The following is a 21,748-nucleotide window of genomic DNA, read 5'->3' as shown; positions in this document are numbered from 1 at the left end:
CAACATCCAACCAGGCCCAAAACGTTCCCGCTCGTGGCTTTTCCTTGAAACTTTCTGTTCAAGGTGGCTGTCTGCTGCCGGTTGGCGGCGAATAAGCCGTATTGCGGTGGCTTTACGGTTTCGCGTTGCTTGTCTTCGGGTTGATCCTCCCGACTGGCTGCCGGTTGTTGATGAGGACGTGCCCGGAGCCTAAATGGTTCATGCCTGGAAGGGAACGTGATGTGTGAGTCACTCCATCGAGGTATCGAACAGGTGTACGGTGCAGGTTTGGCGCCCCGGCTCTTCTAGGGTGGCGTAACAACGGCTCTACCAGGGCTCGGTAGGCTCTGACGGGCGACCGACGCCCCGGCCTTACCCACAGGGCCCCAAAATAAATTCAGCGAGGAGCGAACCGCGTGACCGCCGATACGTCCGTGCCTTCCACTGCGCTGCTGAGCGGTGCAGACCGTGACGGCTCCAACTACACCGCGCGGCACCTGCTCGTACTCGAAGGGCTCGAAGCGGTCCGTAAACGGCCCGGCATGTACATCGGGTCCACCGACAGCCGCGGTCTGATGCACTGCCTCTGGGAGATCATCGACAACTCGGTCGACGAGGCTCTCGGCGGCTACTGCGACCACATCGACGTGATCCTCCACGAGGACGGCTCCGTCGAGGTCCGGGACAACGGCCGGGGGATCCCGGTCGATGTCGAGCCCAAGACCGGGCTCTCCGGCGTCGAGGTCGTGATGACCAAGCTGCACGCGGGCGGAAAGTTCGGCGGCGGCTCGTACGCGGCCTCCGGCGGGCTGCACGGCGTCGGCGCCTCGGTCGTCAACGCCCTGTCCGCCCGGCTGGACGTCGAGGTCGACCGCGGGAGCGCCACGCACTCCATCAGCTTCCGCCGGGGCGTCCCCGGGATCTTCACCGAGAGCGGCCCCGACAGCCCCTTCGACCCGGCCAACGGGCTGCTCAAGGGCAAGCGCGTACCCAAGACCAGGACGGGCACCCGAGTCCGGTACTGGGCCGACCGGCAGATCTTCCTGAAGGATGCCAAGCTTTCCCTGGACCACCTGTACCAGCGGGCCCGGCAGACGGCGTTCCTGGTCCCCGGGCTGACTCTCGTGGTGCGCGACGAGCGCGGTCTCGAGGGTGCGGGAAAGACCGAGGAGACATTCCGCTTCGACGGCGGGATCAGCGAATTCTGTGAGTACCTGGCCCAGGACAAGGCGGTCTGCGACGTGCAGCGGCTGTCCGGGCAGGGCACTTTCAAGGAGACGGTCCCGGTCCTCGACGACCGCGGCCACATGACCCCGACCGAGGTCACCCGTGATCTCGGCGTGGACATCGCGCTCCGCTGGGGCACCGGCTACGACACCACGGTCAGGTCCTTCGTCAACATCATCGCGACGCCCAAGGGCGGCACGCATGTGTCGGGCTTCGAGCGCTCGCTGACCAGGACGGTCAACGAGGTGCTGCGCTCGTCGAAGCTCCTGCGTGTCGCCGAGGACGACGTGGTGAAGGACGACGCGCTGGAGGGCCTGACCGCGGTCGTGACCGTGCGCCTCGCCGAGCCGCAGTTCGAGGGCCAGACCAAGGAAGTGCTCGGTACCTCCGCTGCCAACCGGATCGTGTCCAACGTCGTCGCCAAGGAGCTCAAGGCGTTTCTGACCTCCACCAAGCGCGATTCCAAGGCACAGGCCCGTGCGGTGCTGGAGAAGGCCGTCGCCGCTGCCCGTACCCGGATCGCGGCCCGCCAGCACAAGGACGCCCAGCGCCGCAAGACGGCTCTGGAGTCCTCGTCGCTGCCGGCCAAGCTCGCCGACTGCCGCAGCGACGACGTGGGGCGCAGCGAGCTCTTCATCGTCGAGGGCGACTCGGCGCTCGGTACGGCCAAGCTGGCCCGGAACTCCGAGTTCCAGGCGCTGCTGCCCATCCGGGGCAAGATCCTCAATGTCCAGAAGGCGTCGGTCTCGGACATGCTCAAGAACGCCGAGTGCGGCGCCATCATCCAAGTCATAGGAGCAGGATCCGGGCGGACCTTCGACATCGACGCGGCGCGGTACGGCAAGATCGTGCTGCTGGTCGACGCCGATGTGGACGGCGCGCACATCCGGATCCTGCTGCTGACGCTCTTCCAGCGGTACATGCGGCCGATGGTGGAGGCGGGCCGGGTCTTCGCCGCCGTGCCGCCGCTGCACCGCATCGAGCTGGTCCAGCCCAAGAAGGGCCAGGACAAGTACGTCTACACGTACTCCGACAACGAGCTGCGGCAGAAGCTGCTGGAATTCCAGCGTAAGAACATCCGTTTCAAGGACTCGATCCAGCGCTACAAGGGGCTGGGCGAGATGGACGCCGATCAGCTGGCGGAGACCACCATGGATCCGCGGTTCCGGACGCTGCGGCGGATCAACATCGGTGACCTGGAGTCGTCCGAGCAGGTCTTCGACCTGCTCATGGGTAATGAGGTCGCGCCGCGCAAGGAGTTCATCACCAGCTCGGCCGCGACGCTGGACCGCTCGCGGATCGACGCCTGACGGCTGACCGTTCGGGGCCTTTGGCCAACGCCGGGTCACCCAGGCCCTCTGCGGCACGCTCGTCCTCCACCAGCGGCCTCCACTCATGGGTTCTCCACCCGTGGGTGGAGCCGCAAGCTCCACCCGGGGTCCACCTCTGCTCCGATTTGCGGGCCCGCTCGCTTCCGTAGCGTCGAAGGCGTCAACCTTCCCCGCTCACCGGAGGCACCCATGTCAGCGTCCACGCTCACCGACGTCGCGGTGGCTGTCGCGGTCATCGCTCTGGTGCTCGTGCGGCAGTTCCGCCCTCAGCAGGTCAACCAGGACAGGCGCTGGTGGCTGCTGCCCGCCATCCTCGTCTTCGTCGCCCTGCGTCAGCACGGTCTGCTCGACGCGCATCACCGCTCCCTGTCCGTCCTGCTGGTCGGGGCCCAGCTGCTGGCCGGGCTGGTCATGGGTGCCGGCTGGGCCTGGACCAGCAAGGTGTGGAGCGAGCCGGACGGGTCGGTCTGGACCAGGGGCACCAAGGCCACGGCGGCCGTCTGGGTCGCGGGACTGCTCGTGCGGTTGGGGGTGGCGGGCCTCGGGGCCCTCGCCGGAGTGAGCCTGGGGACCGGGGCGATGCTGCTCGCGCTGGCGTCCTCGCTGCTGGTGCGGGCCGGAGTGGTCTCATGGCGGGCCGGGCGAATACACCCGTCGTACGGTGTCCCTGCCGCAGTATCGCCCGGAGGGGCAAGGAAGGACCGCGTATGACGCCCGGCGCCTGGACGAGCTGGCCCTCCCGGGAGGCCCTCTCCCGGGTGGGCGTGACGGGCGCGCGCCGCTCGCTCAACTGGACGGTTCGGCTCATTGGCCTGGGCGCCCTGCTGTGGAGCACCTTCGCGCAGATCGGTGGCGACACCTGGGAGCTGGCCGCCGCGGTGGCAGGGGTCGGTGTCTGCGTCGCGGCGGCGAGCGCCTTCTACCGGGCCACTCTGGAACACCGCCTGTGGCCTTCCGTGGCGCTGCTCGTGGTTCTGCTGGGCGCCGCCATGGTGGCGCATCAGTCGGGATTCTCCGGTCCGGCCACTGTCCTGTGGTGCGGCTGCGCCGTCACCGCGCTGGGGCGCCTGCCGCTCGCGGCGGCCCTGCCCTGTACAGCGGCGGCCCTTGCTGCCTATGCCCTGCTGAGCGAGGACCAGTGGCTGACCACCGCCCTGACCACCGCCGGGCTGGCCCTGGTCGGATACGTGCTGCGGCTCGACGCGGAGGCCCGGGGCAGCGCCCAGCGGCTGCTGGTGCAGGAGCGGGCGGCCCGGGTGGCCGAGGCGGAGTCCGCGGCACTGGCGGAGCGCTCGCGTATCGCCCGGGAGATCCACGATGTTCTCGCCCACAGCCTCTCCGCGCAGATGGTGCATCTGGAGGCAGCCAGGTTGCTGATCGAGAGCGATGCCGAGCGGGACCGGATCCTGGAGCGGGTGGTGGCGGCGCGCGGGATGGCCCGGGAGGGGCTCGTCGAGACCAGGCAGGCGCTCTCGGCGCTGCGCGGTGAGATGACACCGGTCGAGGAGTTCCTGGAGGAGGTGGCGGGCCGCTCACGGTTGGCTGTGGCGGGGGACCGCAGACCGTTGCCCGCGGAAGCCTCGCAGACCGTGCGGCGGGTGGCACAGGAGGCGATGACGAATGTGCGCAAGCACGCTCCGGGCGCCGAGGTCCGGCTCCGGCTGGAGTACCTCCCGGACGAAATCACTCTGGAGGTAAGGGACTCGGGCCCCCGGAAGCCGGTGGATGAGCTCGCTGTCAGTGGCTCGGGATACGGTTTGGTCGGAATGCGGGAGCGTGCCGAGCTGCTCGGCGGGACGCTGGAGGCGGGACCTCATGAGGAGGGCTTCTTGGTACGGCTGAGGGTGCCGGCATGACGGCACGGGTGGTGGTGGCCGACGACCAGTCCGTTGTGCGTGAGGGCATCGTGATGCTGCTGGGGCTGCTGCCCGGGATCGAGGTCGTGGGCGCGGCGAAGGACGGCGAGGAGGCTGTCGCGCTGGCCGGCGAACACGCCCCCGACGTGGTCCTGATGGATCTGCGGATGCCCCGCTGCGACGGGGTGGAGGCGACCCGTCGTATCCGCGAGCAGTATCCGTCCACCCAGGTCGTGGTCCTCACGACGTTCTCCGACGACGACTCGCTTTTTCCCGCGCTGCAGGCCGGGGCACGCGGGTATCTCACCAAGGACGCGGGCGGCGAGGAAATCGTCCGGGCCATCGAGGACGTCATGGCCGGGCAGGCCGGGCTCTCGCCGAGCGTGCAGCGGCTGCTCGTCGAGCGGGTCACGGCGCCGCCCGCGTCGGCCCTGCGGACCTCGGTCGAGCTGCCCGACGGCCTCACCCCCAGGGAGGCCGAGATCCTGGCGCTCATCGCGGAAGGGCTCTCCAACGCGGAGATCTCCCGTTCCCTGCACATCTCGCCGGCCACCGTGAAGACGCACATCAACAACCTCTTCGCCAAAACCGGGATCCGCGACCGGGCGCAGGCGGTGCGGTACGCATACCGCCACGGTCTTGCGCTGCCACCGGGTGCGTCCCTCACCTAAAGGGGTGAAGAGGGGGAGATAAGGGTTCGTACGCCCTGTGAAGTACCCATCCTTGGGCACGCGGCTGATGCGGTCGCGCACAGGGAGAGGGTGTTCGGTGGAGAAGGACGATGGGCTCGACGCCGCTGAGGTGCGGTTGGACGACCCCTGGTACGACGCGTTGGCCTCCGGCTGGGGCGAGTTGGACGGTACGGGTGCTTCCGCCGCCGTGCCGGCGCAGGCAGCCTCGACGCCGGGACGCAGCGCGGCCGACATCTATCTGGAAGTACAGAGCAGCGCGGCCTTCCAGGAAGTGCGCGGCCGCTACCGGAGGTTCGTCGTCCCCGCAGTGTGTGCGTTCTTCACCTGGTATCTCGCGTACGTCGTCCTGGCCACCGCCGCACCCGGGCTCATGGCACGCCCGGTGGCCGGAGCGGTGAATGTGGCGATGCTGGCGGGGCTCGGACAGTTCCTCTCCACCTTCCTGCTCACCTGGGCCTACACCCGTCACGCTCGGCTCCACAGGGACCGGGCGGCGCTCGACCTCCGCTGGGACACACAGGAACTGACGCGAGGGATCAGCCGTTGAGCAGCCACACGATCACCACCCAGCACCAGACCCTGGCGCTGCTGCTGTTCAGCGTCTTCGTCGCGGCCACCCTCGCGATCACCACCTGGGTGAGCCGCAACCGGCATGGTTCGGCGGAGGAGTTCTACGTCGGCGGGCGGCTCTTCTCCCCCATGGAGAACGGTTTCGCCATCGCCGGCGACTACATGTCGGCCGCGTCCTTCCTCGGTATCTCGGGACTGATCGCGCTCTTCGGCTACGACGGCATGCTCTACTCGGTCGGCTTCCTCGTCGCCTGGCTGGTCGTGCTGCTGCTGGTGGCCGAACTGGTGCGCAACTGCGGCCGGTTCACGCTGGCCGATGTGGTGGCGGCCCGGATGAGTGAGCGCCCGGTCAGGATCGCGGTGGGCTCGTCGTCCGTCACGGTCTCCGTGCTCTACCTGGTGGCGCAGATGGTCGGTGCCGGAAGCCTTGTCTCTCTCCTGCTGGGCGGGAACAGCGGCGCCGCCCAGGCATGGACCGTGATCGGTGTCGGCGCGCTGATGGTGATCTATGTGACGCTCGGCGGGATGCGGGCCACCACCTGGATCCAGATCGTGAAAGCCGTCCTGCTGATGACGGGATCGGTCCTGCTCACGGCGCTCGTCCTGGTGCGGTTCCACGGGGACTTCAACCAGCTGCTCACCTCCGCCGCGCACCGCAGCGGCCACGGGGCCAAGTTCCTGGCGCCCGGACTCAAGTACGGCGGGGACTGGACCTCCCGCATCGACTTCATCAGTCTCGGCCTTGCCCTGGTTCTCGGGACGGCCGGGCTGCCGCACATCCTGTCGCGCTTCTACACCGTCCCCACCGCCCGTGCCGCCCGCCGTTCCGTCGTCTGGTCGATCGGACTCATCGGCGGGTTCTACCTGATGACGATCGTGCTCGGCTTCGGTGCGGCCGCGCTCGTGGGTTCCGACCAGGTACGGGCGTCGAACCCGGCGGGGAACACCGCGATCCCGTTGCTGGCGCTCGAGGTCGGCGGGGGAGCGGACTCCACCGGTGGGACGGTGCTCTTCGCCGTGGTCGCCGCCGTTGCCTTCGCCACCATCCTCGCCGTCGTCGCGGGGATCACGCTGGCCTCGTCGGCCTCCGTCGCCCACGACCTCTATGCGACGCTCAGGCGGCGCAACGCAGCGAAGCAGAAGCAGAAGCAGCGCAGCGAGGTGGCCGTGGCCCGTGTCGCCGCGGCCGGGATCGGCGCCGTGGCCATCGGGCTCAGCCTGCTGGCGAAGGACCTGAACGTCGCGTTCCTGGTGGGGCTCGCCTTCGCCGTCGCGGCATCCGCCAATCTTCCGGTGCTGCTCTTCTCGCTGTTCTGGCGGAACTTCACCACACGCGGCGCGGTCTGGTCGGTGTACGGAGGGCTCATTCCGGCGGTCGTCCTGGTGGTTCTCTCGCCGGTCGTCTCCGGAAGCCCCACCTCGCTCTTCCCCGGCGTGGACTTCCAGTTCTTCCCCCTGGAGAATCCGGGGCTGCTCTCCATCCCCCTCGGCTTCCTCGCGGGGTGGCTCGGTACGGTCACGTCGTCCGAGCCGCCGGACGCCGCCAAGCACGCCGAGACGGAAGTGCGGTCACTGACCGGCGCCGGGGCCGTCTGAACCGGATGCCGCCCACGCGTAACGATGCTCGGGCCGTCCCGTGTCCCCGTACTTGAGCGTCAGCCGCAGCCGCCCCGTCTGCTCCAGCTGCCGCAGGTAGCGCTGCGCGGTGGAGCGGCTCAGCCCCGTCCTGGCGGCCACCTGGTGCGCCGACAGGGGCTGCCGGGCGCCGGTCAGGACCTCCCGGATCAGATCGGACGTCGGGACGGAGTGCCCGCTGGGCAGCCCGGAGGACGCGGCGGTTCCTGTGGTCCGCAGTGCGCCGAAGATCCGGTCGACCTGTTCCTGCCCCGCGCACTGTCCGCTGCCTCCCACCCGGCTCACGGTGCGCCGCAGCGCCGCGTACCCCTCCAGCCGGGAGCGCAGGACCGAGAAGGTGAACGGCTTGACCAGGTAGTGCAGGGCGCCATGGCGCATGGCGGCCTGTACGGTCGCCACGTCGCCGGCCGCCGTCACCATGATCACGTCGGTGTGGTGGCCCTGTTCCCGCATCCGGCGGACCAGCGACAGCCCCGTCTCGTCCGGCAGATAGTGGTCGAGCAGCACCAGATCGATGGGTTCGCGCTCCAGTGCGGCCATGGCCTGGGCGGCGCTGTGCGCACGGGCCGCGACGCGGAATCCGGGAACCTTCCCCACGTACGCAGCGTTGATCTCAGCGACACGGAAGTCGTCATCGACCACCAGTACATCAATCATCGGGCCGCTCTCTGTCAATGCCGGGTGTGAGACGTTCTTGTCAACCACGTAGTTGTAGCGCGCGCAAAACGAGCACAACAGTCTCTTGCAGGCAGAAGACTGCCTTGCGCCCACAAGGCTGCCGCTGTGCTGTGTGCCACATCTACGGTCCCGGTTCATGAGCACAGACACGAGCCCCGCCATTGAGCTGCGAGGCGCCAGCAAGGTGTTCCGCACCCCGTCGGGGGTGCCGCACACAGCCGTGCGGGATGTGGATCTGACCGTGGGACGCGGTGAGTTCGTCGCCGTGGTCGGCCCCACCGGCTGCGGCAAGTCGACCACCCTGACCCTGGTCAGCGGCCTTGAGGAGCCCACCGAGGGCGAGGTGCTGGTGGCCGGTGAACCGGTCCGCGGCATCGGCGACAAGGTCGGATTCGTCTTCCAGCAGGACGCCGTCTTCCCCTGGCGGACGGTCCTGTCCAATGTGATGGCGGGTCCGCGTTTCCGTGGCGTACAGAAGGCCGAGGCGAAGGAGAAGGCCCGCGAGTGGCTGGCCCGCGTCGGCCTCTCCTCGTTCGAGGACCGCTACCCCCACCAGCTCTCCGGGGGGCAGCGCAAGCGGGTCGCGCTCGCCGCGACCTTTGTGAACGACCCCGAGATCCTGCTGATGGACGAGCCGTTCTCCGCGCTCGACGTCCAGACCCGGGCTCTGATGTCGGACGAGCTCCTGGAACTCTGCGCGGGCACCGGCACTTCGGTCGTCTTCGTCACCCACGACCTGGAGGAGTCCATCGCGCTGGCCGACCGGGTGGTGGTGATGACGGCGGGACCGGCGACCGTGAAACAGGTCTTCGATATCGATCTGCCCAGGCCACGCAAGGTCGAAGAGGTGCGGCTCGAACCCCGCTTCGTCGAGATCTACCGCGAGATCTGGTCCTCGCTGGGCGAGGAAGTCCGTATCACCCGTGAGCGAGGTGCCGCTGATGCCGCCTGAGACCGAGCCGGCGCCGGGCGCCGCCCCCGCCACCTCTTCCTCCAGCTCTTCCTCCACCTCGCCCCTCGCGGTGGCCGCTCCGGCTGTGGCCCTCGACAAGAGGACCGGCCGGACCGAGGAGCGTCAGCGGGCCGCGCGCAACCGCCGTGCCGTGGTGTACGTGAGCCGTGCGCTGCTGCTGGTCGCGGTGATCGCGCTCTGGGAGATCCTGGCCCGCGCCAAGATCATCGATCCCTTCAACTTCTCGATGCCGTCGAAGATCTGGGACCAGATCCGGGACTGGGCGCTGCACGGCACCGCTCAGGGATCCCTGTGGGAACAGATCTGGTACACGATGTACGAGGCGCTCCTCGGCTGGGTCATCGGTGTGGTCACCGGTGTCGTCCTCGGCATCACCCTGGGCCGCATCCGGTTCCTCTCCGATGTGCTCGGCCCGTACATCAAGGTCCTCAACGCCATCCCGCGTATCGTCCTGGCGCCGGTCTTCCTCATCTGGTTCGGGCTCGGCCCGGCGTCGAAGGTCGCCTCGGCCGTCGTGCTGGTCTTCTTCCCGGTCTTCTTCAACGCCTTCCAGGGCGCCAGGGAGGTCGACCGCAATCTGGTCGCCAACGCGCGGATCCTCGGCGCGAGCAACCGGCGGGTCACCTTCCAGGTGGTCATCCCCTCCGCCACCTCGTGGATCTTCACCAGCCTCCATGTCAGCTTCGGCTTCGCCCTCATCGGCGCGATCGTCGGTGAGTACATCGGCGCGACCAAGGGCCTCGGACTGCTGGTGTCGGCCTCACAGGGAACCTTCAACGCCGCTGGTGTATACGCGGCGATGGTGATCCTCGCGGTCGTCGCACTGATCACCGAGGGGCTGCTGACCTTCGCCGAACGGCGGCTGTTCAGGTGGCGGCCCGCCGAAGCCGGCAGCGAGCGCTGACGCACAGCAAGATCAATTCCGAATTAATCACAGGGTTAATCACAGGGACGTGATGAACATGCGCAGCATCAGCAGAGTGTCGGCAGTCGCGGTGACGGGTGTACTGGCGCTGACCGCGCTCACCGGCTGCGGCGGCGACTCACTGGGTGAGGGCAAGAACGCCAACAAGATCAAGATCATGGTGGGCGGCCTGGACAAGGTCATCTATCTGCCCGCGATGCTCACCCAGCGCCTTGGCTACTTCAAGGACGAGGGCCTCGACGTCTCGCTGCTGACGGAGCCCGCGGGTGTCCAGGCCGAGACGGCGCTGGTCTCCGGCGATGTCCAGGGCACTGTCGGCTTCTACGACCACACGCTCGATCTGCAGACCAAGGGCAAACACGTGGAGTCGGTGGTGCAGCTCTCGCACGCACCCGGCGAGGTCGAGGTGGTGTCCAACAAGGCCGCCGGGTCGCTCAGCGGTCCCAAGGACTTCAAGGGCAAGAAGCTGGGTGTCACCGGGCTCGGTTCGTCCACCGACTTCCTGACCAAGTACCTGGCGGTCCGCGGCGGCGGGAAGAGCGGCGACTTCACCCCTGTCGCCGTCGGCGCGGGGCAGACGTTCATCGCCGCGCTCAAACAGGGCTCGATCCAGGGCGGGATGACCACTGACCCCACGGTCACGAACATCGTCGACCAGAAGCTCGGCAAGATCCTCATCGATATGCGCACCCCTGAGGGTTCGCAGGCGGCACTGGGCGGTCCGTACCCCTCGTCCAGCATGTACATGAACGCCGACTGGGTCGACAGCCACAAGCCCGCGGTGCAGAAGCTGGTCAACGCCTTTGTGAAGACCCTGAAATGGATGTCGTCCCACTCGCCCGAGGAGATCGCGGCGAAGATGCCGGCCGACTACGCGCAGGGCGGCAAGAGCCTTTACGCGCAGTCGATCAAGGCGACTCTGCCGATGTTCACCAAGGACGGTGTGATGCCGGCCAACGGACCCGAGACGGTCGAGAAGGTACTCAAGGCGTTCAACCCGAACCTCAAGAACGCCACGGTGGATCTGTCCAAGACGTACACGACGGAGTTCGCGAAGAAGGCCCACTGAGGCGCGTCGGGAGAAGGCCCACTGAGGCGTTGTCGGTGACGGGGCCTGGCCCCGGCTGAGATGATCAGGGTCGGCCGACGCTGATGGGCGTGGCCGCGGAACGTCCTGCCCCGGAGGGTGAACGATGCGTCTTGCCGATGGTCCCCACGTCGAGTGTCAGATCGAGATCGCCGCGCCACCGGACCAGGTGTGGGGGCTGGTGTCGGACATCTCGACATCGGCCCGCCACAGCCCGGAACTCCAGGAGGTGACGTGGCTGGACGGTGCGGAGGCACCGGTCGTCGGTGCGTGTTTCTCCGGCCGCAACCGCAACGAAGGCCTGGGGGAGTGGCACACCGTCAGCCGCATCGCCGAAGTGGAGGAGCCGCGGGCCTTCCGCTGGGAGGTCGTGTACGCCGAGGAGCGGGCCGGCGGCGAGCCGCTGGCCATATGGACGTATCTGCTGGAGCCGGTCGCGGGAGGGGGCACCCGCCTGCGGCACGGCATGCGGATCGGCACGGCGCGCGGTCCGATGCACACCTTTGTGGAGAAGCATCCGGAGCGGGAGACGGAGATCATCGCCGGTCGCCTGGCGCTGCTGCGCGATGGTATCGAGGCGACGCTCGCCGGGGTGAAGTCCGAGGCGGAGGCGCGGGCGCAAGCGTAGGGCGCTGGCGTCGTAGGCCCCTGTCCGTTCCGGGCGGGGGCCTGCTGCCGTCCGGAACGGACAGTGCCGGTCAGCCTGTCGGCCCGTCAGCCCGCCAGCCGGTCCCCCCGTCAGCCCGTAGGCTCCCGCGCCGGCGTCCGGCCGCCGGTCAGCGCCTCCGGGAGTACGACGGTGAACTCGGCGCCCCCGCCCGTCCCCGCGCCCACCTCCGCGCTGCCGCCCTGGCGCTCGGCGAGTCTGCGGACCAGCGGCAGCCCCAGGCCGCGCTTCCCGTGAGCGGGAAGCTTCTTGGTCGACCAGCCCTCCGTGAAGATCAGCTCGCGCTGCTCCTGAGGGACCCCCTCGCCGCTGTCGCCGACGCGCAGGACGGCCGTATGGCCCTCGGTGAGCAGCTCGACCTCCACCCGAGCGCCGTCCGAACCGGACGCCGCGTCCAGGGCGTTGTCGACCAGGTTGCCCACGATCGTCACCAGCCCCTGCGGGTCGACCAGCCGGTCGGGCAGCAGGGTCTCCGGGGTGAGTTGCAGCATGACCCCGCGCTCCGCCGCCACCGTGGCCTTGCCGACCAGCAGCGCGGCCAGCAGCGGGTCGTGGATCTTCTCGGTGACCTGCTCGGCGGTGGTGCGGTGCGCCCCGACCACCTCGGTGATGAAATCGGCTGCCTCGTCGTGCATCTCCAGTTCCAGGAGGCCCAGCAGGGTGTGCATCCGGTTGGCGTGCTCGTGGTCCTGGGCGCGCAGGGCGTCGATCAGGCCACGGGTGGAGTCGAGTTCACGGCCCAGCTGCTCCAGCTCGGTACGGTCGCGGAGGGTGGCCACGGCGCCCCCGTCGTCGGTGGGCATCCGGTTGGTGACCAGGACGCGGCGCCCCCGTACCGCCAGCAGGTCCTCACCGGTGACCCGCCCCGCCAGCACATCGGTGGTGCGCCCCTCGCCCAGTGCCTCGGTGAGCGGCAGCCCGATGATCTCGGGGCCGAGGTCGAGGAGCCGCTGGGCCTCGTCGTTCATGAGCCGTATCCGGCCGCCGCCGTCCAGCGCGACCACGCCCTCGCGGATGCCGTGCAGCATCGCCTCGCGCTCGGCGAGCAGCGCGGCGATGTCGGAGAACGCAAGGTCGTGCATCTGCCGTTGGAGCCGCCGGGAGATCAGATACGCGGCCAGCGCCCCCGCGGCGAGCGCACCGCCCGCGTACGCGAGAAGCCCGGGGATCATGGCGAGCAGATGCGCGCGCACGCTGTCGTACCTGATGCCGACCGACACCGCGCCGACGATCCGGTGGTGGCTGTCGCGCAGCGGGACCTTGCCACGGGCCGAGCGGCCGAGCGTACCGGTGTCGATCTGCATGACCTCGTGGCCGGACAGCGGCTCCTCGGCGCTCGTCGAGACGACACTGCCGATCTCGGAGCGGGTGGTGTGCGACCAGCGGATCCCGCGCACGTCCATGACCACGATGTACTCGGCGTGGGTCGCGCGCCGGATGCGTTCGGCCTCGGCCTGTACGGGGCCCCCGGGCGTCGGCCTGGATGCGAGGAGCTCCGCCGCCAGCCGGGGGGAGGCGGTGGTCTCGGCGATCGCCAGGGCGCGGCGCATGGCCTGGTCGTCGAGCTGGGCGCCGAGCGGGCGCAGGAAGAGGCCGGTCGCCAGCACGAGCACTCCGCCGGCGATGGTCAGCTGCATCAGCAGCACCTGGGAGAACGCCCGTCGGGGCAGTCCGATGCGACGTTTCCAGGGCTGTCCGGTGTTCATGTGGCAGAACGGTAGAGGGCGAGAGGAGCTACCGGAAGTTCCCCCCTGGCCCGCAAACCGCTTGCGGTGCTTGCGCTAATCTTGCGTGTATGACGCGACGACTTGCACAGGTGGCACAGAAGGTTGGGGTCAGCGAGGCCACGGTCAGCCGGGTACTCAACGGCAGGCCCGGCGTCTCGGAGGCCACCCGCCAGGCTGTTCTGTCGGCACTCGACGTGCTCGGGTACGAGCGCCCGACCCAGCTGCGCGGCGAACGGGCCCGGCTGGTCGGCCTGGTGCTCCCCGAGCTCCAGAACCCCATCTTCCCGGCCTTCGCCGAAGTGGTCGGCGGCGCACTCGCGCAGCAGGGCCTGACCCCCGTGCTGTGCACGCAGACCAAGGGCGGGGTCTCGGAGGCCGACTACGTCGAACTCCTGCTGGAGCAGCAGGTCTCCGGGGTGGTCTTCGCCGGCGGTCTCTACCACCAGCTCGACGCGCCGCACGACCACTACAAGGTGCTCGCGGACCGCAAGATTCCGGTTGTTCTGATCAATGCGGTCATCGAGCACCTCGGTTTCCCCGGTGTCTCCTGCGACGACGCGGTCGCCCTCGACCAGGCGTGGCGCCATCTGGCCTCCCTCGGTCACGAGCGGATCGGTCTGGTGCTCGGGCCCGGTGACCACGTGCCGTCGATGCGCAAGCTGGACGCGGCCCGGGTGATCGCGGCCGAGCTGGGCGCCGAACTCCCCGACGAGCGTGTCGTACGGGCGATGTTCTCGCTGGAGGGCGGCCAGGCAGCGGCGGCCCGGCTGCTCGACCAGGGGGTCACCGGAGTCATCTGTGCGAGCGACCCGCTCGCACTGGGCGCGGTGCGCGCCGCCCGCCGGCGGGGCCTCTCGGTGCCCGGTGACATCTCGATCGTCGGCTACGACGACTCGGCCTTCATGAACTGCACCGACCCGCCGCTGACCACGGTCCGCCAGCCCATCGAGGCGATGGGGCGCGCCGCGGTCGAGCTGCTGTCCCTGCAGATCGGAGGCCGTACGGTCCCCTCCGACGAGCTGCTCTTCGAGCCCGAGCTCGTGGTGCGCGGCTCGACGGCCCAGGTGCCGCGGGGCGGGAAGCGGTAGCTGTCAAAAATTTGCGAAATCTGCGCGACATCTTGCGGAGTGCTGTGCCGGGTGGTTGAGTTTGCGCCGCCGCACAGCGACGCAGCTGTGGGCTTCCAGCGCTCTTGCCCACAGGGGGACCACCGATGAGAAGCACCTGGTTCCGCCCGACCCACCGCCGTACCGCGGCGGCGGCCCTCGTCTCCGCGCTCGCGCTGACCGCACTGGCTGCCTGCGGCACCAGCAGCAGCGGGGGCGGCAATGAGGAATCGGGCGGCGGCAGTTCGGACCCGTCTGCGCCACTCGACCCGAAGACCAAGGTCACGCTGACCATGGACTGCATGCCCCCGGCCGCGAAGGCGGCGGAGCTGCGCGAGTGGAAGGAGGACGTCAGGACGTTCAACAAGCAGTACCCGAACGTCACGATCGACGGTAAGTCCACCCCTGGCCAGTGCGAGGAGCCCACGCGCTTCACCGCCGCGCTCAAGGGCAAGTCGCAGCCGGACGTCTTCTACACCTACTTCACCGACCTCCAGCAGGTGCTGGACAACGGCGGCGCCGCCGACATATCGGCGTACGTGAACGCGAAGACGGTTCCGGCGCTGGGCAGCATCGACCCGGATGTCATGAAGGTCCTCAAGCAGGACGGCAAGACCTACGGCCTGCCCACCAGCAACTACACGATGGGCTTGATGATCAATCGCAAGCTCTTCAAGCAGGCCGGACTCGACCCGGACAAGCCGCCGACCACCTGGGCCGAGGTCCGCAAGGACGCCAAGGCCATCGCCGGTCTCGGCAACGGCATCGCGGGCTACGGCGACTACAGCGCGACCAATCAGGGCGGCTGGCACTTCACCGCCGAGATGTACGGACTCGGCGGCGACGTCGTCAGCCCGGACGGCAAGAAGGCGGCCTTCAACAACGCCATCGGCAGACAGGTCCTGACCAACCTCAAGGCCATGCGCTGGGACGACGGCAGCATGGGCAAGACCCAGCTGCTCAAGTGGGGGGATCTGCAGAAGCAGATCTCCACCGACAAGCTCGGGATGTTCCTCGCCGCCCCGGACGACCTCACGTACATGGTCCAGCAGCTCGGTGCCACGTACGCCGACTACGGCATGGGGCCGATCCCCGGCGGCCGCGCCACGCTCTTCGGCGGCAACGACTACATGATCAAGCAGGGCAGTTCGCCGGACAAGATCAAGGCGGCCATCGCCTGGATCAACTTCAAGACGCTCACCCCCGGCAAGGGCCAGTTCGACTGGGCGCGCGCCAAGGCCGACAAGCTGCCGGTCGGGCTGCCGCAGCCCAACTTCTGGACCGGTCAGACCAAGGCGGCTGACCTCCGGTCCCGGACCGACAGCGCGACCATGCCGGTGGAGAACTTCAAGCCCTTCATGGACAACCCCGTCAAGGGCAAGGCCGAGCCGGCCAAGGCCCAGGAGATCTACAAGGTCCTCGACAACGCGATGTCGGGGGTGCTGACCAACAGGAACGCCGACGTCGGCTCCCTGCTCTCCACAGCCGAGCAGCAGGTCAACCAGGTCCTGGCGAACTAGGGCGTGTCCGCAAAGTCGCGTCTGGCGCGCGACGCCCGGCACGCACTCTCGCCGCACCGGGCGAAAGCCCTAGTACGGCCCAGTACGAGGACTTCCGCCCGGCACGCCGAGACCACGCACCGGACGCCGCGCGCCCGCCCTGCGGGCAACGACGCGACTTTGCGGACACGCCCTAGAGCCGGGCGGTCCAGCTCCCGCCCAGCCCGAGCACCGGCGCCAAGGAGAGACGATGTCGGCCCCCACCCTGTCCACGAGCAGCATGACGCCGGCGCAGCCGCCGCGGCACGACGGTCCGCCGCCCGAGGCACGCCGCGAGATCTTCGTCCGCAATCTGCGGCGCAACCTCTCGGCGCACGGCTTCCTGATCGGCGCCGTGCTCTGCTTCGCCTTCTTCTCGTGGTACCCGATGGTCAGGGAGTTCCTCCTGGCCTTCCAGAAGAACACGGCAGGCAGGACCACCTGGGTCGGCCTGGACAACCTGGACTACGTCTTCCACGATCCGGCGTTCTGGCAGGCATGGCGCAACACCCTGCTGTTCACCGGTCTGGCGCTGGTGCTCGGCTTCCTGGTGCCGTTCGTCATCGCGATCGTCATCAATGAATTCCGGCACGCCCAGGGGTACTTGCGCCTGCTGGTCTATCTCCCCGTGATGCTGCCGCCGGTCGCGTCCGTCCTGCTCTTCAAGTACTTCTACGACCCCGGATACGGGCTCTTCAACGGCATCCTGCACTTTCTGCACCTGCCCGAACAGCAGTGGCTCCAGTCCACCAGCACCTCGATGCTCTCCGTGGTCATCGCCTCGACCTGGATGAACATGGGCGGTGCGACGCTGATCTACCTCGCCGCCCTCCAGGGCATCCCGGGCGAGCTGTACGAGGCGGCCGAGCTGGACGGCGCCGGGCTTTTCCGGAAGATCTGGCATGTGACCGTCCCGCAGACCCGGCTGATCCTCTCGCTGCTCCTGCTGATGCAGATCATCGCGACGATGCAGGTCTTCACCGAACCGTTCCTGCTGACCAACGGCGCCGGACCCGAGGGATCGACGACGACCGTCGTCTACCTCATCTACCAGTACGCCTTCAACTTCGACAACTACGGCGGCGCCGCCGCACTCGGCCTGGTCCTGCTCGTACTGCTCGCCGGATTCTCGGCGGCGTACGTCCGGCTCAGCCGCGACAGCGACAGCCAGTGACAGGGGTACGACGATGGCAGAGCGCACTCTGATCTCACCCGCCCAACTGGGCAGGCCCCGCGGCAAGGCCGTCTACTGGGGCGTCCTCACCCTCGTGGTCCTCCTGTTCACGCTGGTCTTCCTCGGGCCGCTCTACTGGATGGTGACCGGCGGGCTGAAGACCGCGCAGGAGATCGCCCAGTCGCCGCCCACCGCCTTCCCCAAGAGCCTCCACCCGGACAACTACTCCAAGGCGTGGCACGTGATGCAGCTGTCCAAGCTGCTGCTCAACACGCTCTACTACGCCTTCGGGGCGCTCTTCTTCCAGCTGGTACTCGACGTCGCCGCGGCCTACTCGCTCTCCAGGCTCAGGCCCGTCTTCGGCAAGGCCATCCTCGGGATGATGCTGGCGACGCTGATGATCCCGGCGACCGTCCTCGTCGTACCGCAGTACCTCACGGTGCTCGACGTGCCGCTGTTCCAGCGCAACCTGCTCAACTCGCCCTGGGTGATCTGGCTTCCCTCCGTGACGAACGCCTTCAACATCTTCCTGCTGAAGCGGTTCTTCGACTCGATCCCCCGGGAGCTGCTGGACGCGGCCGCCATCGACGGGGCCTCGCCACTGCGCACGCTGCGCTCGGTGGTGCTGCCCATCTCCCGGCCCATTCTGGGCGTCGTCTCGATCTTCGCGGTCGTCGGCGTCTGGAAGGACTTCCTCTGGCCGATGCTCACCCTGCCCGACCCCGGCAAGCAGACCCTCAACGTCGGTATCTACTCCCTGGCCCAGGGGGTGCCCGAGAACTGGCTCATCGCCGCACTCGCCATGGCCTCGGCGCCGACACTGATCATCTTCCTGATCTTCCAGCGCAACATCATGAGCGGCCTGACCGCCGGCAGCCTGAAGGGCTGACCACCGGCGCTCCGCCCCAACGACCCTCCGCGCTCCGCCGCCGGACCCGGCCCGGTGCCCCGCTGTCCGGGGCCGGCGGCGGAGTCCCACCTGCCCGAAAGGACCGTCACGTGGCAGCCACCCCTCCGCCCGAGGCCACCGATGACTGGTGGCGCTCCGCCGCCATCTACCAGGTGTACGTACGCAGTTTCGCCGACGCGGACGGTGACGGAACCGGGGATCTGGCAGGGGTACGCAGCAGACTGCCGTACCTCGCGGAACTCGGCGTGGACGCCCTCTGGTTCACCCCCTGGTATCTGTCGCCGCTCGCGGACGGCGGTTACGACGTCGCCGACTACCGCAGCATCGACCCCGCGTTCGGCACCCTCGGCGAGGCCGAGAAACTCATCGCCGAAGCACGTGCGCTGGGGATCGGGGTCATCGTCGACATCGTGCCCAACCATGTGTCCGACCAGCACGCCTGGTTCAGGGCCGCGCTCGCCGCGGGCCCCGGCAGCCCGGAGCGTGAACTCTTCCACTTCCGTCCCGGCCGCGGTGAGCACGGCGAACTCGCCCCGAACGACTGGCCGTCCCAGTTCGCCGGCTCCACCTGGACCCGGGTCCCGGACGGCGAGTGGTACCTCCACCTCTTCGCCCCCGAGCAGCCCGACCTCAACTGGGCCCACCCCGTGGTGCGCGACGAGCACGAGAACGTCCTGCGTTTCTGGTTCGAACGGGGAGTCGCCGGCGTACGCGTCGATTCGGCGGCGCTGCTCACGAAGGCGGCCGGGCTGCCCGACTTCGTCGAGGGACGCGACCCGCACCCCTATATCGACCAGGACGAGATCCACGACATCTACCGCTCCTGGCGTGCCGTCGCCGACGAGTACGGCGGCATCTTCGTCGGCGAGGTCTGGCTGCCCGACTCGGAGCGCTTCGCGCGCTATCTGCGCCCGGACGAGCTGCACACGGCCTTCAACTTCAACTTCCTGAGCTGCCCGTGGGACGCCGCCCGGCTCCGTACCGCGGTCGAGGAGACCCTGGCGGAGCACGCCCCGGTCGGCGCTCCGGCGACCTGGGTGCTGTGCAACCACGACGTGACCCGGACGGTCACCCGTTACGGCCGCCGCGACACCGGTTTCGACTTCGCGGCCAAGACCTTCGGCACCCCCACCGACCTGGCGTTGGGGACCCGGAGAGCCCGGGCGGCCGCACTGCTGTCGCTGGCGCTGCCCGGATCCGTCTACCTCTACCAGGGCGAGGAACTGGGGCTGCCCGAGGCGGAGATCCCCCTGGACCGGATCCAGGACCCGATGCACTTCCGCTCCGGCGGCGCCGACCCGGGCCGCGACGGCTGCCGGGTGCCGCTGCCCTGGACGGCCGGACCGCCCACGGCCGAGCCCTGGCTCCCCCAGCCGGACGGCTGGAGCGGTTACGCGGCGGAACTCCAGGCGGCCGACCCGGACTCGATGCTCTCGCTGTACCGCACGGCGCTCGGGCTGCGCCGGACGGAGGCCGGGTTCGGCGACGGACCGCTGAGCTGGCTGCCCGCCGCCGACGGGGTGCTGGCCTTCGCCCGGTCCGAAGGGCTGATCTGTGTCGTCAACCTCGCCGCGGAGCCCGCCGTGCTCCCCGGCCACTCGCACGCCCTGCTGAGCAGCGGTCCTCTGGACGACGGAGGGCGGCTGCCGCAGGACACGGCGGTCTGGCTGCGGGCCTGACCCCGCGGCCGGACCGCCGGCTCCTCATCCCCCACCGCAGGAAGGCGCAGGACCCCCACATGAAACTGCACAGGACACCGCACAGGAACCAGCGGACGGATCAGCATCAGCATGTCAGGCGCATGACACTCGCCTGGTCGACCGCGGTAGCGCTCTCCGCGACGAGCCTGGTCCTCATGGCTCCCGCCGCGCACGCGGCGGCCACGGCCGGTGCGTCGCTCCCGTTCACATCGGTCGAAGCCGAGAGTGCCACCACCGACGGCACCCTGATCGGACCCGACTACACGCAGGGAACGCTCGCGTCGGAGGCATCAGGACGGCAGGCGGTGACTCTCGGAGCGGGCCAGTCCGTGGAGTTCACGGTGCCCGTCACGGCCAACGCCGTGAACGTCTCGTACAGCGTCCCCGACGGGCAGTCCGGCTCGCTGGGTGTCTACGTCGACGGCGAGAAGCTCACCGGATCCCTGCCCGTCACCTCCACGTACTCGTACGTGGACACGCCCTGGATCGTGGGCTCGAAGACCCACCACCTCTTCGACAACACCCGGATGCTCCTGGGCCGCACCGTCCAGGCAGGGGCGAAGGTGAAGCTGGAGGCGACGATCCCGACCACCGTCGATGTCGCCGACTTCCAGCAGGTGGCCGACCCGGCGGCGCAGCCCGCGGGGTCCGTCTCGGTCACCGACAAGGGCGCCGACCCGACCGGGGCGGGCGACTCCACCCAGGCGTTCCGCGACGCCATCAGTGCCGCGAAGGGCGGCACCGTCTGGATCCCGCCGGGGGACTACCGGCTCACCTCGTCGCTCAGCGGGGTCGACGATGTGACGCTTCTGGGTGCGGGCAACTGGTACTCGGTGGTGCACAGTTCCAGCTTCATCAACCAGTCCGACGCACCGACCGGAAAGGTCGGCCTGCGTGACTTCGCGGTGTTCGGCGAGGTCACCGAGCGCGTCGACTCCAGCCCCGACAACTTCGTCAACGGCTCGCTCGGCCCCGGCTCGTCCGTGTCCGGGATGTGGATCCAGCACATGAAGGTCGGCCTCTGGCTGACCGGCGACAACGACGACCTGGTCGTCGAGAACAACCGGATCCAGGACACGACGGCCGACGGGCTGAACCTCAACGGCGCCGCCCGCGGCGTGCAGGTGCGCAACAACTTCCTGCGCAACAACGGCGACGACGCACTCGCCATGTGGGCGCTCAACACCACCAACAGCTCCGACACCTTCGCCGACAACACCGTCTCCCAGCCCAATCTGGCCAACGGCATCGCCATCTACGGCGGCAGCGACATCACCGTCAGGAACAACCTGGTCTCCGACACCAACGCGCTGGGCAGCGGTATCGCGATCTCCAACCAGAAGTTCGCCGACCCGTTCTTCCCGCTGGGCGGCACCATCAACGTCTCCGGGAACACACTCGTACGCACCGGGGCGCTCAACCCCAACTGGGGCCACCCGATGGGGGCGCTGCGCGTCGACTCGTACGACAGCGAGATCGCGGCCCAGGTCGACATCACCGACACGACGGTCACCGACAGCCCGTACAGCGCGTTCGAGTTCGTGTCGGGCGGCGGCACCGGCAAGGACGTCAGGAATGTGACGGTCGACGGCGCCACGCTGAACAAGGTCGGCACGGTGGCGGTCCAGGCCGAGACACCCGGCGCGGCGACCTTCCGTGATGTCACCGCCACCGGGGTCGGCGCCGCCGGGGTCTACAACTGCCCCTATCCGGCGGGCAGCGGCACCTTCACGGTCACCGACGGGGGTGGCAACACCGGCTGGTCGAGTCTCTGGCAGGACTGCTCGGCCTGGCCGCAGCCGGGCACCGCTGACCCCTCGTCCTGAGGGGTCCGGGAGGCCGGGCTGCCTGGACTGCCGGACTGCCGGACTGCCGGACTGCCGGACTGCCGGACTGCCGGACTGCCGGACTGCCGGTCTGGAGGTCTGTCCGCCTGCCTGCCGACCTGCCCGCCTGCTGGTCTTCGGGCCCCG

The 21,748-nt window shown here is 68.9% G+C and carries 17 protein-coding genes and 1 pseudogene; 16 read left to right on the top strand and 2 right to left on the bottom strand.

Features of this window, described 5'->3' with window-relative positions; all coding sequences use genetic code 11:
• Nucleotides 1–395: 395 nt before the first annotated feature.
• The 6 genes from OG510_RS08780 (at nt 396) to OG510_RS08755 (ending at nt 7,251) form a co-directional block, all read left to right on the top strand.
• Nucleotides 396–2,516, top strand: coding sequence for a type IIA DNA topoisomerase subunit B (locus OG510_RS08780; protein ID WP_406136213.1), 2,121 nt, complete (start codon nt 396–398; stop codon nt 2,514–2,516).
• 210 nt (nt 2,517–2,726) lie between these two features.
• Nucleotides 2,727–3,248 carry a DUF1453 domain-containing protein gene (locus OG510_RS08775; protein ID WP_406136212.1) on the top strand — a complete coding sequence of 174 codons (522 nt, stop codon included), beginning with the start codon at nt 2,727–2,729 and terminating at the stop codon, nt 3,246–3,248.
• On the top strand, nt 3,245–4,393 hold the full coding sequence (locus tag OG510_RS08770; protein WP_406136211.1) for a sensor histidine kinase: 1,149 nt from the start codon (nt 3,245–3,247) through the stop codon (nt 4,391–4,393). The genes OG510_RS08775 and OG510_RS08770 overlap by 4 nt, the downstream gene beginning before the upstream one ends.
• Nucleotides 4,390–5,064, top strand: coding sequence for a response regulator (locus OG510_RS08765; protein WP_406136210.1), 675 nt, complete (start codon nt 4,390–4,392; stop codon nt 5,062–5,064). The genes OG510_RS08770 and OG510_RS08765 overlap by 4 nt, the downstream gene beginning before the upstream one ends.
• A 67-nt stretch (nt 5,065–5,131) precedes the next feature.
• The gene (locus OG510_RS08760) at nt 5,132–5,632 is read left to right on the top strand and encodes a DUF485 domain-containing protein (protein WP_406142337.1); all 501 of its coding nucleotides are present in this window, start codon (nt 5,132–5,134) and stop codon (nt 5,630–5,632) included.
• 11 nt (nt 5,633–5,643) lie between these two features.
• Nucleotides 5,644–7,251, top strand: a complete 1,608-nt coding sequence (locus tag OG510_RS08755; RefSeq protein WP_406142336.1) for a cation acetate symporter — start codon at nt 5,644–5,646, stop codon at nt 7,249–7,251.
• On the opposite strand, the gene OG510_RS08750 is transcribed toward OG510_RS08755, so the two are convergent.
• Nucleotides 7,225–7,947: a response regulator gene (locus OG510_RS08750; protein WP_406136209.1), complete on the bottom strand. Its 723-nt coding sequence runs from the start codon at nt 7,945–7,947 to the stop codon at nt 7,225–7,227. The genes OG510_RS08755 and OG510_RS08750 overlap by 27 nt on opposite strands.
• 157 nt (nt 7,948–8,104) lie before the next feature.
• On the opposite strand from OG510_RS08750, the gene OG510_RS08745 reads away from it, so the two are divergent.
• The 4 genes from OG510_RS08745 to OG510_RS08730 all read left to right on the top strand — a co-directional run bounded on the left by OG510_RS08745 (nt 8,105) and on the right by OG510_RS08730 (nt 11,581).
• Nucleotides 8,105–8,920 carry an ABC transporter ATP-binding protein gene (locus OG510_RS08745; RefSeq protein ID WP_406136207.1) on the top strand — a complete coding sequence of 272 codons (816 nt, stop codon included), beginning with the start codon at nt 8,105–8,107 and terminating at the stop codon, nt 8,918–8,920.
• Complete coding sequence (locus OG510_RS08740) at nt 8,910–9,845, top strand: ABC transporter permease (RefSeq protein WP_406136206.1); 936 nt, start codon at nt 8,910–8,912, stop codon at nt 9,843–9,845. The genes OG510_RS08745 and OG510_RS08740 overlap by 11 nt, the downstream gene beginning before the upstream one ends.
• 58 nt (nt 9,846–9,903) lie before the next feature.
• A complete protein-coding gene (locus tag OG510_RS08735) occupies nt 9,904–10,935 on the top strand; it encodes an ABC transporter substrate-binding protein (RefSeq protein ID WP_406136205.1) in 1,032 nt (343 codons plus the stop codon).
• A gap of 124 nt (nt 10,936–11,059) precedes the next feature.
• Complete coding sequence (locus tag OG510_RS08730; RefSeq protein WP_406136204.1) at nt 11,060–11,581, top strand: SRPBCC family protein; 522 nt, start codon at nt 11,060–11,062, stop codon at nt 11,579–11,581.
• 110 nt (nt 11,582–11,691) lie between these two features.
• On the opposite strand, the gene OG510_RS08725 is transcribed toward OG510_RS08730, so the two are convergent.
• Complete coding sequence (locus tag OG510_RS08725; protein WP_406136203.1) at nt 11,692–13,326, bottom strand: ATP-binding protein; 1,635 nt, start codon at nt 13,324–13,326, stop codon at nt 11,692–11,694.
• Nucleotides 13,327–13,415: 89 nt separating this feature from the next.
• Here OG510_RS08725 and OG510_RS08720 point away from each other — a divergent pair, with 89 nt between their 5' ends.
• From OG510_RS08720 to OG510_RS08695, 6 genes and pseudogenes are all read left to right on the top strand, one after another.
• Entirely contained in the window at nt 13,416–14,435 is a 1,020-nt protein-coding gene (locus OG510_RS08720) for a LacI family DNA-binding transcriptional regulator (protein WP_406136202.1), read from the top strand.
• Nucleotides 14,436–14,560: 125 nt separating this feature from the next.
• A complete protein-coding gene (locus OG510_RS08715) occupies nt 14,561–15,973 on the top strand; it encodes an extracellular solute-binding protein (protein ID WP_406136201.1) in 1,413 nt (470 codons plus the stop codon).
• 229 nt (nt 15,974–16,202) lie between these two features.
• Nucleotides 16,203–17,165: a carbohydrate ABC transporter permease gene (locus OG510_RS08710; RefSeq protein WP_406136200.1), complete on the top strand. Its 963-nt coding sequence runs from the start codon at nt 16,203–16,205 to the stop codon at nt 17,163–17,165.
• A 13-nt stretch (nt 17,166–17,178) separates the two neighbouring features.
• On the top strand, nt 17,179–18,054 hold the full coding sequence (locus OG510_RS08705) for a carbohydrate ABC transporter permease (protein ID WP_406136199.1): 876 nt from the start codon (nt 17,179–17,181) through the stop codon (nt 18,052–18,054).
• A gap of 110 nt (nt 18,055–18,164) precedes the next feature.
• Nucleotides 18,165–19,754: a glycoside hydrolase family 13 protein gene (locus tag OG510_RS08700; RefSeq protein WP_406136198.1), complete on the top strand. Its 1,590-nt coding sequence runs from the start codon at nt 18,165–18,167 to the stop codon at nt 19,752–19,754.
• Nucleotides 19,755–19,876: 122 nt separating this feature from the next.
• A pseudogene (locus OG510_RS08695) lies at nt 19,877–21,592 on the top strand (glycosyl hydrolase family 28-related protein); the annotation flags it as partial.
• Nucleotides 21,593–21,748: the final 156 nt, after the last annotated feature.

This window comes from Streptomyces sp. NBC_01089, assembly GCF_045162975.1.
Classification (GTDB): Bacteria; Actinomycetota; Actinomycetes; order Streptomycetales; family Streptomycetaceae; genus Streptomyces.
The sequence above is the reverse complement of the archived record's forward strand: the minus strand, read 5'-3'. Positions and strand labels throughout refer to the sequence as shown.

Coding starts and splice junctions, on each gene's coding strand:
- OG510_RS08760 (WP_406142337.1), top strand. CDS start 5,132: ATGCGGTCGCGCACAGGGAGAGGGTGTTCGGTGGAGAAGGACGATGGG.
- OG510_RS08740 (WP_406136206.1), top strand. CDS start 8,910: ATGCCGCCTGAGACCGAGCCGGCGCCGGGCGCCGCCCCCGCCACCTCT.
- OG510_RS08705 (WP_406136199.1), top strand. CDS start 17,179: ATGGCAGAGCGCACTCTGATCTCACCCGCCCAACTGGGCAGGCCCCGC.
- OG510_RS08735 (WP_406136205.1), top strand. CDS start 9,904: ATGCGCAGCATCAGCAGAGTGTCGGCAGTCGCGGTGACGGGTGTACTG.
- OG510_RS08765 (WP_406136210.1), top strand. CDS start 4,390: ATGACGGCACGGGTGGTGGTGGCCGACGACCAGTCCGTTGTGCGTGAG.
- OG510_RS08730 (WP_406136204.1), top strand. CDS start 11,060: ATGCGTCTTGCCGATGGTCCCCACGTCGAGTGTCAGATCGAGATCGCC.
- OG510_RS08720 (WP_406136202.1), top strand. CDS start 13,416: ATGACGCGACGACTTGCACAGGTGGCACAGAAGGTTGGGGTCAGCGAG.
- OG510_RS08770 (WP_406136211.1), top strand. CDS start 3,245: ATGACGCCCGGCGCCTGGACGAGCTGGCCCTCCCGGGAGGCCCTCTCC.
- OG510_RS08715 (WP_406136201.1), top strand. CDS start 14,561: ATGAGAAGCACCTGGTTCCGCCCGACCCACCGCCGTACCGCGGCGGCG.
- OG510_RS08710 (WP_406136200.1), top strand. CDS start 16,203: ATGTCGGCCCCCACCCTGTCCACGAGCAGCATGACGCCGGCGCAGCCG.
- OG510_RS08725 (WP_406136203.1), bottom strand. CDS start 13,326: ATGAACACCGGACAGCCCTGGAAACGTCGCATCGGACTGCCCCGACGG.
- OG510_RS08745 (WP_406136207.1), top strand. CDS start 8,105: ATGAGCACAGACACGAGCCCCGCCATTGAGCTGCGAGGCGCCAGCAAG.
- OG510_RS08775 (WP_406136212.1), top strand. CDS start 2,727: ATGTCAGCGTCCACGCTCACCGACGTCGCGGTGGCTGTCGCGGTCATC.
- OG510_RS08750 (WP_406136209.1), bottom strand. CDS start 7,947: ATGATTGATGTACTGGTGGTCGATGACGACTTCCGTGTCGCTGAGATC.